At 46.4% G+C, this 15,744-nt stretch carries 13 protein-coding genes and 1 pseudogene; 6 read left to right on the top strand and 8 right to left on the bottom strand.

Features of this window, described 5'->3' with window-relative positions:
• Nucleotides 1–128: 128 nt before the first annotated feature.
• Nucleotides 129–839, top strand: coding sequence for a DUF3313 domain-containing protein (locus tag R2Q26_RS14520; protein WP_317536949.1), 711 nt, complete (start codon nucleotides 129–131; stop codon nucleotides 837–839).
• A 619-nt stretch (nucleotides 840–1,458) separates the two neighbouring features.
• A complete protein-coding gene (gene aroG, locus R2Q26_RS14515) occupies nucleotides 1,459–2,520 on the top strand; it encodes a 3-deoxy-7-phosphoheptulonate synthase AroG (protein WP_317536948.1) in 1,062 nt (353 codons plus the stop codon).
• A 40-nt stretch (nucleotides 2,521–2,560) separates the two neighbouring features.
• Here aroG and R2Q26_RS14510 read toward each other — a convergent pair whose 3' ends face one another.
• On the bottom strand, nucleotides 2,561–3,817 hold the full coding sequence (locus R2Q26_RS14510) for an ABC transporter permease (RefSeq protein WP_317536947.1): 1,257 nt from the start codon (nucleotides 3,815–3,817) through the stop codon (nucleotides 2,561–2,563).
• Entirely contained in the window at nucleotides 3,807–4,547 is a 741-nt protein-coding gene (locus tag R2Q26_RS14505; RefSeq protein WP_317536946.1) for an ABC transporter ATP-binding protein, read from the bottom strand. Before R2Q26_RS14505 ends, R2Q26_RS14510 begins: the two co-directional genes overlap by 11 nt.
• A gap of 100 nt (nucleotides 4,548–4,647) precedes the next feature.
• On the opposite strand from R2Q26_RS14505, the gene R2Q26_RS14500 reads away from it, so the two are divergent.
• Nucleotides 4,648–5,274, top strand: a complete 627-nt coding sequence (locus R2Q26_RS14500) for a DUF3299 domain-containing protein (RefSeq protein ID WP_317536945.1) — start codon at nucleotides 4,648–4,650, stop codon at nucleotides 5,272–5,274.
• A 12-nt stretch (nucleotides 5,275–5,286) separates the two neighbouring features.
• Here R2Q26_RS14500 and R2Q26_RS14495 read toward each other — a convergent pair whose 3' ends face one another.
• Entirely contained in the window at nucleotides 5,287–5,850 is a 564-nt protein-coding gene (locus R2Q26_RS14495) for a DUF2796 domain-containing protein (RefSeq protein ID WP_317536944.1), read from the bottom strand.
• 254 nt (nucleotides 5,851–6,104) lie between these two features.
• Between R2Q26_RS14495 and R2Q26_RS14490 the strand changes: the two genes are divergently transcribed.
• Both R2Q26_RS14490 and R2Q26_RS14485 read left to right on the top strand, forming a co-directional pair.
• The gene (locus tag R2Q26_RS14490; RefSeq protein WP_317536943.1) at nucleotides 6,105–7,193 is read left to right on the top strand and encodes a GTP-binding protein; all 1,089 of its coding nucleotides are present in this window, start codon (nucleotides 6,105–6,107) and stop codon (nucleotides 7,191–7,193) included.
• Between the two features lie 254 nt (nucleotides 7,194–7,447).
• Nucleotides 7,448–9,076 carry a nitroreductase family protein gene (locus R2Q26_RS14485; RefSeq protein ID WP_317536942.1) on the top strand — a complete coding sequence of 543 codons (1,629 nt, stop codon included), beginning with the start codon at nucleotides 7,448–7,450 and terminating at the stop codon, nucleotides 9,074–9,076.
• Nucleotides 9,077–9,435: 359 nt separating this feature from the next.
• On the opposite strand, the gene R2Q26_RS14480 is transcribed toward R2Q26_RS14485, so the two are convergent.
• From R2Q26_RS14480 to zigA, 3 genes are read right to left on the bottom strand one after another with little or no spacing between them, the layout of a single operon-like run.
• Nucleotides 9,436–9,900, bottom strand: coding sequence for a Fur family transcriptional regulator (locus R2Q26_RS14480; protein ID WP_317536941.1), 465 nt, complete (start codon nucleotides 9,898–9,900; stop codon nucleotides 9,436–9,438).
• A gap of 53 nt (nucleotides 9,901–9,953) precedes the next feature.
• Nucleotides 9,954–10,625 (bottom strand): DUF1826 domain-containing protein, encoded by a 672-nt coding sequence (locus R2Q26_RS14475; RefSeq protein WP_317536940.1) that lies wholly within the window; start codon nucleotides 10,623–10,625, stop codon nucleotides 9,954–9,956.
• 1 nt (nucleotide 10,626) lies between these two features.
• Nucleotides 10,627–11,853 carry a zinc metallochaperone GTPase ZigA gene (gene zigA / locus R2Q26_RS14470; RefSeq protein WP_317536939.1) on the bottom strand — a complete coding sequence of 409 codons (1,227 nt, stop codon included), beginning with the start codon at nucleotides 11,851–11,853 and terminating at the stop codon, nucleotides 10,627–10,629.
• Nucleotides 11,854–12,103: 250 nt separating this feature from the next.
• Here zigA and R2Q26_RS14465 point away from each other — a divergent pair, with 250 nt between their 5' ends.
• The gene (locus R2Q26_RS14465) at nucleotides 12,104–12,919 is read left to right on the top strand and encodes an SDR family NAD(P)-dependent oxidoreductase (protein ID WP_317536938.1); all 816 of its coding nucleotides are present in this window, start codon (nucleotides 12,104–12,106) and stop codon (nucleotides 12,917–12,919) included.
• A gap of 281 nt (nucleotides 12,920–13,200) precedes the next feature.
• Here R2Q26_RS14465 and tnpA read toward each other — a convergent pair.
• Both tnpA and R2Q26_RS14455 read right to left on the bottom strand, forming a co-directional pair.
• Nucleotides 13,201–13,633: pseudogene (gene tnpA, locus R2Q26_RS14460) on the bottom strand (IS200/IS605 family transposase).
• 754 nt (nucleotides 13,634–14,387) lie between these two features.
• On the bottom strand, nucleotides 14,388–15,744 hold a 1,357-nt coding region (locus tag R2Q26_RS14455; protein ID WP_317536937.1), incomplete at its 5' end, for a nidogen-like domain-containing protein.

The following is a 15,744-nucleotide window of genomic DNA, read 5'->3' as shown; positions in this document are numbered from 1 at the left end:
GCTCTTCTCAGCATATGAATGCAGAAATTACTTCCTGAATTCAGGGTATGGACGTACTTAAATGCAGAATGCTCTAGTGTCAGAAGATAAACTCTTGTGCGAAGTGTTTATTAAGGAGACTGCGAATCATGATTATACAACGGCTGATATTGATTGGTATATGTGTAGTAATGTTCACAGCGTGTGCCACCACCGAACGGGCTGGAGGATATGGAAAAGCTGAGCCATCCGGTTTTTTAGAGGACTACTCCATGCTCCGTCCCGCAGCGAACGAAACTGAGGCGTCGCTGGTTTATTTAACACCGGATAAAACCAAGTTCAAATCCTACACGAAAATCTTGCTGGAGCCTGTGCAGGTCTGGCGTGGAGAAAAATCGAGCGCCAAGAATATCGATATGGAAGATGCAAACCATTTATCGCAATTTCTCTGGTCTCGCGTCGATGAAGAATTGCGCAAGGACTATACCATGGTCCAGCAAGCTGGCCCTGGAGTCGTAAGGATTCGCATCGGCATCACGGAAGCTGGGAAAGGTGTACCCGTATTGGATAACCTTACGGCTATGCATCCAGGTTCCCTCATCGTGTCCAAAGGAAAGAAAGCGCTCAGTGGAACGGAAAGCTTAGTCGGCAAAGCCTCCATCGAAATGGAAGCAACAGATAGCCAAACTGGCGAATTACTGGCTGCTGGCGTTGATCGCCGTGGAGGAGGCAAATACGCCTGGAAATCACTGAGCCAGTGGGAAGATGTCGAGCAAGCTTTCACTTATTGGGCGAAGAAAATCCGATGGCGTGCTTGCGAAATGCGCGGCGATGCCATGTGTGAGAAGCCTGAGGATTAACAATGTGCTGCTGCTATCCAGGCAGCAAACCTTAGGAGAATTTTGATACGCCATATGTTCAAAACTTATGAATCACGCGCAACTCCGGGATGAAGCTTGATGAATTAAAAGCAAATCGATGTGATTTGTGAGAGCTGATTGAAAATGTAAAAACTAGCAGCCCTGCCGGGCTATTGCAGCCGGCGGGGCTTTTGTTTTGCCATTGCTTCCCTTGCAGCCATTGCCTAACCCAACTTTAGTGTCCAGTAGATAGCGGCCCGTTCCGGCTTGAACCAAGCGATAAGTATAATAGCATTTCACGCTGAAGTTGCTACGGATTTGGGTGCATCGGACATACATAACATAAATGTGGTTATCGGGTAGTGGTTTGACCGTCTTGATATCCCAATACATCTCATCCCTCACAAAGGAGCAATTTCATAAGTCCAATGCTGTACGGTCGAGGTTCCTCCTCTCCCGACCTGCTTTGCTTTTTACCATAAATTTCTCTCCTAAACTGGCAAAATGTAAGTTCCGACTAGGTTAAAATAGTATTTGTGCTTTTCTGCAAGCTTTCGTATTGCTTGCGGAAAAATGAATCTTTGGGCCGGATCGTAAGCAATTAAACAAAGGAACCATTATGAAATTTCAGACCGATGATATACGCATTATCGGCATGCATGAACTTACCCCACCGGTGGAATTACACCGTGAATACCCTATAACGGAAGTTGCAACAGAAACAGTCTATGCCGCACGGCAGGCCATTCACCGTATTTTGCATGGTGAAGAGGATCGCTTGCTAGTGGTGACAGGTCCTTGCTCCATTCATGATGTGGATGCAGCGCTGGAATATGCAGCCCGTTTGAAGCATTTGCGCGAGGTGTTCAAGGATCAGTTGCACATCATCATGCGGGTGTATTTCGAAAAGCCACGGACAACCGTCGGCTGGAAAGGTTTGATCAACGACCCTGACCTGGATAACAGCTTCCACATCAATAAGGGTTTGCGCATGGCGCGTAAGCTACTGCTGGATTTGAATAATCTGGGAATGCCTACGGCAACGGAATATCTTGACTTGATCAGTCCGCAATATCTGGCAGATTTGGTTAGCTGGGCTGCGATTGGCGCACGTACCACCGAGAGCCAGGCGCACCGTGAACTAGCTTCCGGTGTTTCCTGTCCCATTGGTTTCAAGAATGGCACCTATGGTAATTTAAATATCGCTATCGATGCGATTGGCGCGGCTTCTCGTCCGCATCATTTTCTTTCGGTTACCAAAGAGGGACGTACCGCCATTTTTGCGACCAAGGGAAATGAAGATTGTCATATCATCCTGCGTGGCGGGCGCAAACCTAACTACGATGCAGTCAGTGTAGCTTCGGCCATTGAAGATTTATCCAAAGCTAAGCTGCCACCTTACCTGATGATCGATTTCAGTCATGCCAATAGCCATAAAGACTACCGGCGCCAATCGGAAGTGGGAGCCAATGTAGCCGAACAGATTACGGGCGGAAATAAAGCCATCTGTGGCGTGATGATCGAAAGTCATCTGGTCGAAGGCAATCAGAAAGCGGATGGCAAGAAACGCGAAGAATTGGTTTACGGACAAAGCATTACTGATGGCTGCATCAGCTTCGAGACTACCGAGCAGGTATTGCATTTGTTGGCTGAGGCAGTGGAAAAGCGTAGAACGCATTAAAAATTTACTATATTCCCTCGTATGAGCTAAATGACCTCATTCAACTCCTCACAGCAAGACCATGGTGCAGGGACAGGCGGTAGGCACTGAGTGCGGGAATGAGTCCGAGCAGCAAGGTGCCCATAACGATGATTCCTAAAATACCGAGCGTCTCACGGTTGAGAACAAAGTGATTAATAAAGATTCCATAATTTTCTGCGAGCAACGACTGAGCAAAGAAAATTCCTATCGCTAGCGCAAAAATCGCGACAATTATTCCGCTTAAGGAAATCAGCAGAACTTCGGTTTGAATGATCAGAAACACGAAAAAGGGGCTGGCGCCGATGGCGCGCATGACCGCAATCTCGCGCTGCCTTTCGCGTATCGAGGAAAGCAGCATGGTGCTTAATCCCAACAACGATGAAAATAAAACCAGGATAGAGATCAATCTGAGGGTGTTTTCCATCATATTCATCATTTGCCACAGTTCGGTGAGCGCAATTCCCGGTAAAATGGCGAGCAGCGGTTCTTTTTGATAGTGATTGACTTGTCGTTGGACATGAAACGTGGTCATTTTTGATTTAAGTCCCACCATGAAAGCCGTGATACTTTTGGGAGTCAGGTCGAGTTTTTCTATGTCATGATCTGAAATCTGCTTGCCTGGGATTTTTACGCCCTCTTTCCAGTTTAGATGGATTGCTTCCATTCCTTGCAAGCTGATGTACAGAGCTTGATCGACAGGTGTCCCAGTCGGCCGCAAAATACCTGTTACGCGAAAAGGTTTATCATCATGCACACTGAAACTGGCCTGTCCGAGGCCATGGGCTAGGACAATACTCTCATTCAGACGATAACCAAGTTTTCTGGCGACTTCGGCGCCGATCACCACATCGAATAACTGCACAAAGGGACCGCCCTGCGCAAAGGATAGCGATGTATTCTGACCAAAGCGGAAGTGTCTAAAGTAGTCTTGTGTCGTGCCCATTACCCGGTAGCCACGATGGGAATCACCCAATGAGATTGGAATCGTCCAGGCAATTTTGGGATCGGTTGCGAGCTCACGATAGCTTTCCCATGAGATGTTATTTGTGGCATTGCCCATGCGAAAAACAGAGTACAGCAGTAGGTTTAGCTGGCCGGTACGGGCACCTATGATCAGATCCATACCCGATACCGTTTTGCTGAAACTTTCTTTTGCTTCGTGGCGGATATGCTCTACCCCGAGCAAAACAAAGGTGCTGATTGCTACCGAAATCAACGTGAGTAACACGGTATATTTGCGATTGAGCAGGCTATGCCAGGCGACGTTAACAAACATACTTGCTGCCTCCTGCCAGATTGATCTCTGCCAAGTTAACGACATGATGAAAATGAGAGGTCAAAGCCGTGTCATGACTGACAAAAATTAACGTATTACCCTGGGTTTGGCTGATTTGCAAAAGCACCTTCATAAAAGTATCCCGTGTATCGCTATCCAATGCGGAAGTCGGTTCATCAACAATCAAAATCTCCGGAGCATTGATCAGTGCCCGCGCAATCGCAACACGCTGTTGCTGGCCTACGCTGAGATTGCTTGCTTTTTTTGTGATCAATGCCTTATCCAGCCCCAGCGCCTCAAAAAGTTGCTTCGCGGTCAACTCAAGACCGGTCTTCCCCTTGTTGCCGAAATGGGCTGCAAGCCGAATGTTATCCAGTATGCTCAAATAATGAATGAGATTGAATTGCTGGAACACGATGCCAATATGCGCTGCTCTGAAACGATCTCGTTTACGGGCAGATAATGCCCCTAGGTTTTGGCCAAGGATTTCTATGCTGCCTTTATTGGCAACCAAGATGCCAGCCAGCAAATTGAGCAAAGTCGATTTTCCCGAACCCGAGGGCCCTTTGAGAAATACACGCTCTCCTCTGGCAATATGCCATTCAGGGATATCCAGAACAGCGGATTGCATTTTTCCAGGATAGGAAAAGCGCAAATCCTTGATTTTTATTATCAGAGGTGCAGGGTCTGGAGCCAGTGTTGTAGGATTTTCTGGAGAGTCTGAGTGCAAGAAAGACTCCTTGTCAGTTTTACTCTTAATCTAATGTACTATACTGTAGCATGACTTTAATTTCATGGTATCTGCCCTGCTTATTATGAAACCTAGTTTCTTGATCAACAAATCTACTAAATTCATCAGCTTCCTGGCTGTACTGCTCATCGCCTGCTCTCAGAGTGAGCCTGATGTCAGTTCAGGTGCGATATCAGGTAATCAAACGCTTGCTAAACAAGAGGCGTTTAAAGACGCGCCTTATAAAACTATCCAGTGGACCGATTTGATGCCACAGGATGATCTCGATGCCTTGTTGAATCCACCGGCGTATCTTGATGAAATAGAAGATGGTTCTGAGGAAGATATGTTAAGCAATCAATTCATGCTGGCGATGGCTCAAGCCAGTGATGATCGATATATGCAAGCGCTTTCATCCACACGGATCAAGCCAGAATTTGATAATCAACGAATAAGATTACCTGGTTTTATCGTACCGCTGGAGTTTGGTGAGAAACAGATTGTTACCCGCTTCTTTTTAGTGCCATTTTTTGGCGCGTGTATTCATGTTCCCCCTCCACCACCTAATCAAATTGTCTATGGAATCTTTGATAAGGGTTTAAAGCTTGAGGCTTTGCATGAGCCAGTTTGGGTGACGGGTATTTTGAAAACAACGCTGACAGAGAACGATGTTGCCACATCTGCTTATGCGATGGAAGTGGCCGAAGTGGAAACATATTCTGAATAAGCTAGTTGCTGTTTAGTTAACGCTTAGCGTGGGGTCACTTGCTGTCAAGGAAGCAGAACCCTGCTTATCCTGGAAAATCCATTGTGCTTTGATTTCCTGGAGACCTGGGAAAAGCGAAAAGAGCTTTATCGAAATGGACACTGGGTCTTTAGCTTGCTCGCACTGGAAGATATAGCTAGCATGGAAATCAGCATGATCATGATATGTTTCATGGTGGTGATGCTGATGATTTTTGTTCTCATGTTTATTAATATAAGGCACTTCAATTTCCACATTTTCTAATGAACATTGTGTAGTTGAAAAATGAAACAGACGATCTGCAGATACCAACGTTTGCTTTGCGTTTAATATAGCTGATTTTTGCTCCTCATTATTTGGCTCATGTTCAAATCCGATCAGGTTGATTGCAGGTGAATCGAGTTCAATGGATAAAGTATTTTCATCGAGTACTATGTAAAGCGCAGCTTCACCATGCACATGCGCACCATGTGAGGAATAGCCCTCTGATGAAAAAACAGGGACGTTGCTCCCCGCTAAGATCAATAGCCAACCGATCAAGAATTGCTTGTTTATCATGGTTCTCCTTCTGAACACATCTTTTCAGTATGGAAACTTGCTCATTATTCTAGTAGATCGTTTCAGTAAAACATTTCAAATACACCGTTCGGCCTGAGCCCGTCGAAGGCCAGTGCTAGCAGGCTGCCGCTTCGACTCGCCTGGATGCAGCACGGTTTACATTATGCCCTCAATGCGTCAGATGGTGTTTCGTTAGTAGTGATTTGAAGTATGCTAAAGTAGCAACAGGCTTTATTCTACCTAGATAATTTACCATGACACTTACGTCCACTACCCCTTCGCTGATTCCTGTGACGTTGCTGACGGGTTATTTAGGTAGTGGCAAAACCACAATCCTGAACCATATCATGCAGCAATCCATGATGACGGATACCTTGGTGATCATCAATGAATTCGGGGAAATCGCATTAGATCACTTACTGGTCGTACATAATACTGACAACGTGGTGATGGAGATGGGCAGTGGTTGCCTATGTTGCACTATCCGCAGCGATCTTGTTAAAACGCTGCAAGATCTCACCTGGCGGTTCTCGCGCAATGGAAAACGGCAATTTCATCGCGTTTTGATCGAAACGACCGGCCTGGCTGACCCAACTCCTATCATCCATACTTTGATGACGAATCTGCAGATTAGCAGCCGTTATCGGCTGGATGGTATCGTGGCAACCATCGACATGGCCACGGGAAACCACACCCTGAGCACGTATAATGAAGCGATCAAGCAAGCTGCGATTGCAGACTGCCTGCTGCTGACCAAGGCCGATCTGGCGACACCTCAAAATAAAACCGACTTGCTCCAGCGACTGAACGTCATCAACCCTGCCGCCTCACGCTGGCAAGTTGCACATGGTCAGATTGAAGCAGAAAAATTGTTGGATTTGGGATTATTCTCAACCCAGGAAAAAACGTCCGATGTGGAACGCTGGCTCCGGGAAGAAGCCTATTTGGCAGACGCTGCGAACAAGCCTCGCCATGATGAACAGGGTCATACAGAGGATCATCATGATCACGATAGCCACGTGCACGACATCAATCGCCATGATGATCATGTCCGGGCATATTGCTTCACCACCGATCAACCGGTTATCAAACAAATCTACCCGACCTTGCTGGATCTGCTGTCTTGTATGGGCAGCAATATCCTGCGTATCAAGGGTATCCTGAATATCCAAGGTAATGACCACCCTATGGTTCTGCATGGGGTACAGCACATACTCCACCCGCTGGTGCCATTGCCCGCCTGGCCGGGTGAAGACCGGCGCTCGAAAATCGTCTTCATTACCCGAGACATCGAGCGGGAAACAGTCGAAAATATTTTCAAATCCATTACTAATCATGTCTAATCGCAACTAAAGGAAGCCTCACATCAATTCGCTCACCCTGCTGCATAATGCGCTGCCCTGCTTTAGGGGAATGACTTAACTGGAATGCACTGCTCCATACTTATCGCATTCCAGAATTTTGCACGCCTGGCCTGGGTTTGCAGATGGCTTGATCGCGGCCGCCAACGAAACTTGGTGCAAGAAGAACAATAGAAACCAATCCCGGAAAATTGAAATTAGCAAGTACAGCGAAATATAATTTTTGTTAGTGAGCCATGAGTAAGAACGCATTATCAACCATTATCGCCTATCACGAAGCCAGTAAGCACCGTTTGGATGGCTATGCACCGGGGCCTGGCGGCCTGGACTGGGCTAATCAACCTGATCCGTTTCGCCGCTATGCAGGAACGCAACTCTGTAAGTTGCCTTTACGGACTGCTCCCTTGCAGATTCCGTTTACCGAGGTCCGCAGCGGCCGGCGGCAAACACTGGCAGTGATCAATCTGGCCGGTTTGGCGACGCTGCTGGAACTGAGTTTTGGCTTGTCTGCATGGAAAGAATACGGCGGCTCACGCTGGGCGTTGCGCTGCAATCCTTCCAGCGGAAATTTGCATCCCACTGAGTGCTATGTGCTCGCCGCTGCATGCAACGGCCTTCCGAGCGGCGTGCATCACTATGTCAGCTACGACCACAGCCTGGAACGGCGTGCCGAGGCCAATCCCGATTGGGGTGGCATGCTGACTGGCGGCTTCGTGCTGATTCTTACTTCTATTCATTGGCGCGAAGCCTGGAAGTATGGCCTGCGCGCCTACCGCTATTGTCAACACGACTGCGGCCATGCCCTAGCTGCGGTCAGCTATGCTGCCGCCACGCTTGGCTGGTGCGCGCAGGTACTGGAGAACTGGCATGATGCGGCGCTTGCTGCGCTAACTGGCGTCGCGCGCAGTGGCGATTTTGCGGAGCAGGAAAGCGAAGCGGTAGAAGTGGCGCTCTGGATTGGCTGCGGGAATGCACCCGACTCTTTGGATTCGGCTCAGACAGCCGCAGCCCTGGCCAGCAAATTGAACTTTGTCGGGCAGGCCAATCGCCTTAGCGCTAAGCATGTCCATTGGGCAGGAATCAATGCGGTGCATCTTGCTGCTGAACGGCCTGCCCCTCCTTCTCCATCGCTGATCCCATCCACGCAGTGGCCACTCCTGGCACCGATTGATTGTACACAAGATGCGGGTGCACTGATTCGCCAACGCCGAAGTGCTATCGGTTTTGACGGCGTGACCGCCATGCCAACAGAACGGTGGTTCACAATGCTCGATGCGCTGCTGCCTCGTCTCGGGCTACCGCCCTGGGAGATCTGGCAGCGACCAGCGCGAGTACATCTGGTACTGTTCGTGCATCGTGTCGCAGGTGTGACACCGGGTGTCTACCTGCTTCTGCGGGATAAATCTGTCATGCTAGCGTTACGCCAAGCGGTACGCGAGGATGCCGAATGGGCCGAAGTGCCCGGCGCACCTCGGCATCTTGGCTTGTTTCGATTATTCGCCGCCGATGCCCGAGACGCGGCGCGCCTGATCAGTTGTCACCAGGACATCGCCGCCGATAGCTGCTTTTCGCTGGGCATGCTGGCTGAATTCGAAACCACATTAAACGCGGGAGCATGGCGTTATCGCGAACTGTTTCATGAAGCCGGCATGCTCGGCCAGGTACTCTACCTGGAAGCGGAAGCCGCAGGCTTGCGCGGCACCGGCATCGGCTGCTATTTCGATGATACACTGCACGCCATGCTCGGCTTATCAGGCCATGCGTGGCAATCACTCTATCACTTCACCATCGGCAGTCCGCTGGACGACCCGCGCCTACGCACGCTGCCGCCTTATGCGCATCTTACCGACAGACAGATATGTTGATAAAACCAGCAGCTATTCGGAGCAGTAAAAGCAAGGCAAGAAGACCGACTAAATAATTCGATAAATAAGAAAGGGTAATTCCCTCACATTATCATCATTGAGCTCGGGGACTATTCTGCCAATTTTTGGAAACTCGATTAACCTCTTCATTTCCTCGTGGATATCTTGAACAGCTTTCTTGGCATAATAGACGGAAATCATGGGCGATAAAATCATAGATTGCGCGCAAATCGACTTTACCGGCTCAGAGAATGTACCAAGTCTCTAAAAAATTGACTGTGCTGTAAATGATGTAAGCCAAAATGATCCCTTATTCCTTTCATGCGTTCAAAAAATAAAAATCTAGCAAAGCATGGTCATTACATGGAATCACTTTGACAGCGTTCACAAAGCCCATGCAGCTCGAGTTGCTGGTGGGCCAGGATAAAGCCCGTGTTTTGAATGCTGCGCGCGAGCTCCGCCATGACATGCTTTTTGATTCCGATCTCTTTGACGCTATGACAGCGGTCACAAATCAGGAATTGCGGGGTTTCGTGTTGATGATCACAGGCAATATGGGCGCAAACTATATACAGACTGGCCGTTTCGAGCTTATGGACCAATTTTTCATGAATCAGAAAATCCAATATGCGGTAAACCGACATGACCGGTAATGATTCATTAAACTGTGTTTTATATCTTTCCGCGATTTCATATGCGGATAGGGGTATCGAGGAACGCAGCAACACCATGAGCACGTTTTTGCGCTTGGTGGTTAATTTAACCCCTGCCGATATACATGCCTCTTGAGATTTCTTGATGATATAGTCGATATCGACGGTCATTTCTCATCACTTCCTGTAACTTAATAAACAATTAAGTAGTATTCATAGCCAACTCAAGCAAAGTCTAAAGTAAGCAGTAGTCGCGTTTCGTTTCTATCGAGCGTAGGTGAGCGATGAATCACACCATAATCATCTTGTTCTCCCCATCGCTCACCTTTGAACAAAGCGATATCCCCTTCCTGCAAGCTTTGAATTGGGTATTGTCTTGCGAATTCTTCTGCCTTTTCTTTGGATTCGTTGCAAGCTGCAAGCATAACACGATCGATAGTATTGCTATCTAACCATTCCGTCCCTTTGCCAGCATAGGTCGTGATCAAGCGGCAAGGCACTTTATCCGTATGGAAACGAGGGCACATGGTTTTGGTAAGTATATTCAGCCGTAAGCCGACGCTTTCCAAATCAAACAAGCAGGCAAACATCTCAACCAGCCAGTTTACATCCTCAATGAAAGCATTAAGTGCGTGATGCTGGGGCAACCATGCATTCAAGCGCTTTCTTATGTGCGCTACATTGATTGGCTGCGCCAGCTCAAAGCCAACGTGTTCTTTCCGTAAATACGCGACATATTGTTTGACATCGGTGCTGAGCACACGCTGCAAAATGCATATTTTGATAGGGTCATCATAGATTCGCGAGAGTATTTCCGGTTCGTGGCCTACTACACTTATACTTTGCCTTACTGAAAAGTGAGCGGGTAAATCGGCTGATAATGTAGACGTACGCATGTCAATTTCTCTCCCAAGAAGGAAATGGGTCCTGCAATGTCGTCCAATAAGCTTTGCCAGCATGGAATTCGGCATCGGTCAGCAGACATTCGTCTAACCATTGGCGGATTGCTTGTTCATCAAGATTCTGCCCGATAAAGACCAGTTCTTGTCGCATATCGCCAAATGGTTCCACCCACTGCTCCTTTATCGATGCCAAATAGTCCTCATCCTGGGGCCATTGTGATTTTGGCACCGCTTTCCAGAACATTCCGCCATAACCATAGCGCGCGATGCCCCCTGCCTGATTCCATTGCCCGGCATAGTCTGGTCGCGTCGCCAGCCAGAAATAACCTTTCGAGCGCAGTAATTTGCCCTCTATCCAAGGTTGATGAAGAAAATCGTAAAAACGTTGAGGATGAAACGGCCTTCTCGCTGTGTAAGCAAAGCTGTTGATGCCATATTCTTCTGTTTCAGGAATATGTTCTCCACGTAATTCCTTGAGCCAGCCAGGCGCTTGTTGGGCACGCTCAAAACTGAATTTACGGGTATTCAGCACTTTGGCTAAATCCACCCGCCCATTTTCAATCGGGATGATCTCAGCTTTCGTATTGAGGCTGCATAAAATGCCCTGTAGTTTAGTTAACGTATCTTGTTTAACCAGATCGATCTTGTTGATCAGAATAACATCGCTGAACTCGACCTGATCGACCAGCAAATCGGCCACGCTACGCTCATCTCCCTCTCCAAGACTTTCCCCTGTCTCTTGCAGCATTTTCGCTTCTTCAAAATCTTTAAGAAAATTGACCGCATCAACTACGGTGACCATGGTGTCCAGTCGCGCGATATCAGATAGGCTGACGCCATTTTCATCCGCAAAGGTAAACGTTTCTGCAATCGGCAATGGCTCAGAAATGCCTGTCGACTCGATCACCAGATAATCAAATTTTCTTTCTGCGGCGAGCTTGCGTACTTCGATCAAGAGATCTTCACGCAATGTGCAGCAAATACAGCCATTACTCATTTCGACCAATTTTTCTTCGGCGCGGTTGAACGAGATTTCTTTCTCGATCATCGAGGCATCGATATTGATTTCGCTCATATCATTCACGATCACCGCCACGCGTTGGCCTTGCCGATTATTGAGAATATGATTCAGTACCGTGGTCTTACCTGTACCCAGGAAGCCTGAGAGGATAGTCACGGGCAAGCGGCAGGGAGGTTTATGCGAAATATTCGGAACGGACATACAATCGAACTCCAGTGTTACTCTCTATAATTGATATGATACAACATATCAATTTATTAACGAGAAGTTTTTTTATTTCCTTGATAGATTTTGCCTTCATGGAAAAAAATATCATATAAAGTAAGTCACGAAGGTACGCATGAAGTACGAATCACTCATATATTTACAAACTATGACAATTTGTTGCGCTTTGATTGTCTTTTGGATAATAATTATTTATTATCAATAACTTATACAATTGCATTAAATCATGACACAACGCGTTGCATTGGTTACCGGAGCATCCAGCGGTATTGGAAGAGCGACTGCCAAACTTCTTGCCAAGAATGGCTATTACGTATTTGCCATGGCACGGCGCATGCACCGCCTGGAACAGATACGTTCGGCTAATATCGAGCCTATTTGTCTAGATGTAACCGATGCCAATGCTATCCGAGCGGCGGTAAGCCATGCCATGGCAAGCAAAGGTCGGATTGACCTGCTCGTGAACAACGCCGGTTATGGTCAGTTGGGTGCGATCGAATGCGTTTCCATGGAGGCTGCCCATCATCAATTTGAAGTTAACGTTTTCGGTTATGCCCGTTTCATCCAGGCAGTTGTGCCACATATGCGGGCACAGAAATTCGGCTGCATCATCAATATCACCTCAATCCTGGGCAAAATCTCCATTCCGGGTTTCGGCTGGTATGCTGCTTCCAAGCATGCCGTGGAAGCACTATCGGAAACCTTGCGCGGGGAAGTCATGAAATTTGGTATCAACGTGGTGCTCATTGCCCCAGGCCTGATCAAAACTGAATTTGCTGCAAAGGAGTTTGAATTGCTCAAAACAGTTGCCCATCCGTCCGTTTATCAGAAGCTGCTTACCGCACTTCCTCGGCTGCTGGCAGGTGAACCCCAAGCACCCGGACCGGAAATTATCGCAAAAGCTGTACTCAATGCAGCTACCGCATCCTTTCCTCCTATGCGGCATGAGCTACCTGCAGATTCCAAAACTGCGGTGATATCAAGATGGTTGCTGGGTGGCCGTATTTTTGACTGGGCAGTTCGTATGAAGATGAGAATCTAAGTATTTAAGTGGCAATATTGAAGCTTTTTTAGCGAAAAAGAATAGGATTCAGTTGAGCAGGCTCTGATCTTTTTTCCCCGTTGCTCGACCCTATCTGATTGAGTGGTATTATCAGAGAGTATAATTTCACAACTTATATTTCACTCGCGTGGTTTCAAACTGATAATTGGCATAAATTATTAGCAGAGCTTAAATGAAGTGAAATTACCTCCGGCAAAGCTGGAGGCTTATTTCTCTTAGCCCCTCAAGGAAAAAAAAGCTGGCGTCACCTAAAGGCGGCATCACATACCAAGCTTGAGTTGATCATAATATTCAACCTCCTTCTCTTGATGTCGGATATATTCTCTAATCATCTCTCCATCTAATCCTACCGTCGATACAAAATAACCACGTGCCCAAAAATTCTCACTTGTAAAATTTCTCGCTTTTCCCATAAATTTCCGTGCAATCGATATCGCACTTTTCCCTTGATGTGCCCTACTACGTAAGATACCGAGTATTTCGGCGGAATACACATAAACACATGTGTACATGATCCGGCATTAGACGTCCTTCAACTATCTGACAACCCTTCTGCTCTGCCAACGTATGCAATATCTTTCCCAAATGCTTCCGTATCATTCCGAATCTAACTTTCTTCCTTCTCTTCGGAATAAATACGACATGGTACTTACAGCCCCATGTCGTATGTATCAAACTCTGATAATCTCTCATTCGATTCTCCCAGTTCTTGATCAAGCTAAAAGAATCAGGGTGACCGTCTCACACGGTCAAACCTTTACTAATTCCCTGGTATAGCCGGGGGATTACCTTATTTAGGCTAGAGCCAATCATTTGGTGGGTAAATCGAAATTACGATACTCAGTCCAAAGATAAATGAATTCTCCGGATAAATTTATTTTTCTCCTTGGCAGCCCAATTTGCATTGGGCGGAACCTTTGACCCATAACTGGTAGAAAAAAACCGCCAGTAAGGCGTTTTCGTTTTTTAGAATATCATCTGAACTTAATAGCACATTGATTAATAAAAACTGCTTAACCCCGTCAGGTTAAGTGTTGATTTAAAAAATCTGACAGGGTCAAATACAATCACTCGGGCAAGTTAGGCTACTATCAAATTATCAATAGATAAAACAGAATTCACTCCACTATCACCCTCATTTACTACACCAAATCCAATGTCATATACTCCAGTTACTGTAACAGTGAACGACTGAGTATGCCATCCGCTATTACCATAATTTCCTACAGTGCCAACATCTGCTAATTGCTGGAGGTCTCCATTCAATGTAAGGAAGAAACTATTATCGTAATAAGGTATAGAAATAGAGTCTCCGGCAAACCCGGGGTGGCTCAGTTTTAGATAGTGTAGAGCTTTGGATAGCTATTTTTATGTCGTTTGGGAGAACACAGAAAACCACTAGCAAAGCGTAGTTTTCTGTGGCATTAATTATCTAAAAGAAGAGGTATTAAGCAGCAACTCCTATAATAGTAATATCTATCTGTTCTGATATAACTCCGCCATGCTGATCATCAATATAAATCGTAAAACTTTCTACCATTGTTTCACCTGGTGATAATACATTCATGATATCTGATCGTGCCGCATTGTATGTCCACGTTATTTCGCCACCTGCGCCTGTGCCAGTGGTATCGGAGTTCAATGTTGCTGTGAGTGAACCAATATTATTTTCGGGAGCAACTGAAACAATATGAGTATCAGTTAGATCCGCATCACTAAATTGAATCGTTCCTGTATCGTATAAGTCTGAAACTACTTGACCATTGCGAACTTGAAAAACGAATACGCCGGGAATATTTGTATTGCCGATTTGATCTGGTAAATCTAACATTAGCGCTTCATTGCCGGATTGAGGCAATTCTTCGCTATTTATTCCATTTTGAGCATTGTATCCTACACGAGCTGTTGAGCCGCCTAACCCATTAATATTGCCGCCACTCGCTCTTCCGGCAGTCCAATTTATATCTTCGTAACGGAATAAAATATCAAAATCTCCATTACCCTGGTTGATTAGTTGTAATTGAAAAGCATTTCCCGATAATCCAGTATTATAATATTCAACATCATCCCACGTGGCAGTAAAAACGCCATTAGCGCTGTCCAAGTCGTACCACAGCAAATTTGATCCGGTAGAATTTCCTACATTGCCACTACCCGAGCCTGCAGCTTCGCGAGTATCAACATCTCCCCAGAATGGAGCAATAATTGGTCCAGATATACCAGCAGTAATAGATGAAGGAGTATATCCCGACCACGGTGAAGTGAACGTGATGTTACCATTATTGTTTAGGAAAAGAGAACTATAGTTAGTACCGAAAAAGTTTATTGGATCTCCAAATATGGAAGTAATATCAATCGCTCCAGTTGATCCATCATCATTTCTGCCAAGGTAATTTTCGCCAAATCCCTTAGTTCCACCGAGAGTATTTATGAGATTGTGGTTTGAAAGCAAATAGGATGCACCTACAGCCGATGCATTGCCAGTTGATGTATTCAATGAGAATGAGGAAGATGCATCCGCAGAAGTAACCACAAGTTGGTCGTTGATAGCTATCGTTGTATAATTTTGTGTTGCAGCTACACTACCGCCATTACCATCAATAACACTGTAGTTAAGTGTAACTGGACCATTGAAGTTCAGTGATGGAGTGATGGTAAAGGTGCCATCGCCATTGTCTGTAACTGTTCCATTAGAAGCGGTTAATTCTGAGACATTGAGTACATCATCATCAACATCACTGAAGCCAGCCAGCAAGTCGGAGACGTTGACGGTATAGGGAGTATCTTCCGTACCGTTCGGCAGT

The organism is Nitrosomonas sp. Is37 (assembly GCF_033063275.1).
Lineage (GTDB): Bacteria > Pseudomonadota > Gammaproteobacteria > Burkholderiales > Nitrosomonadaceae > Nitrosomonas.
The sequence above is the reverse complement of the archived record's forward strand: the minus strand, read 5'-3'. Positions and strand labels throughout refer to the sequence as shown.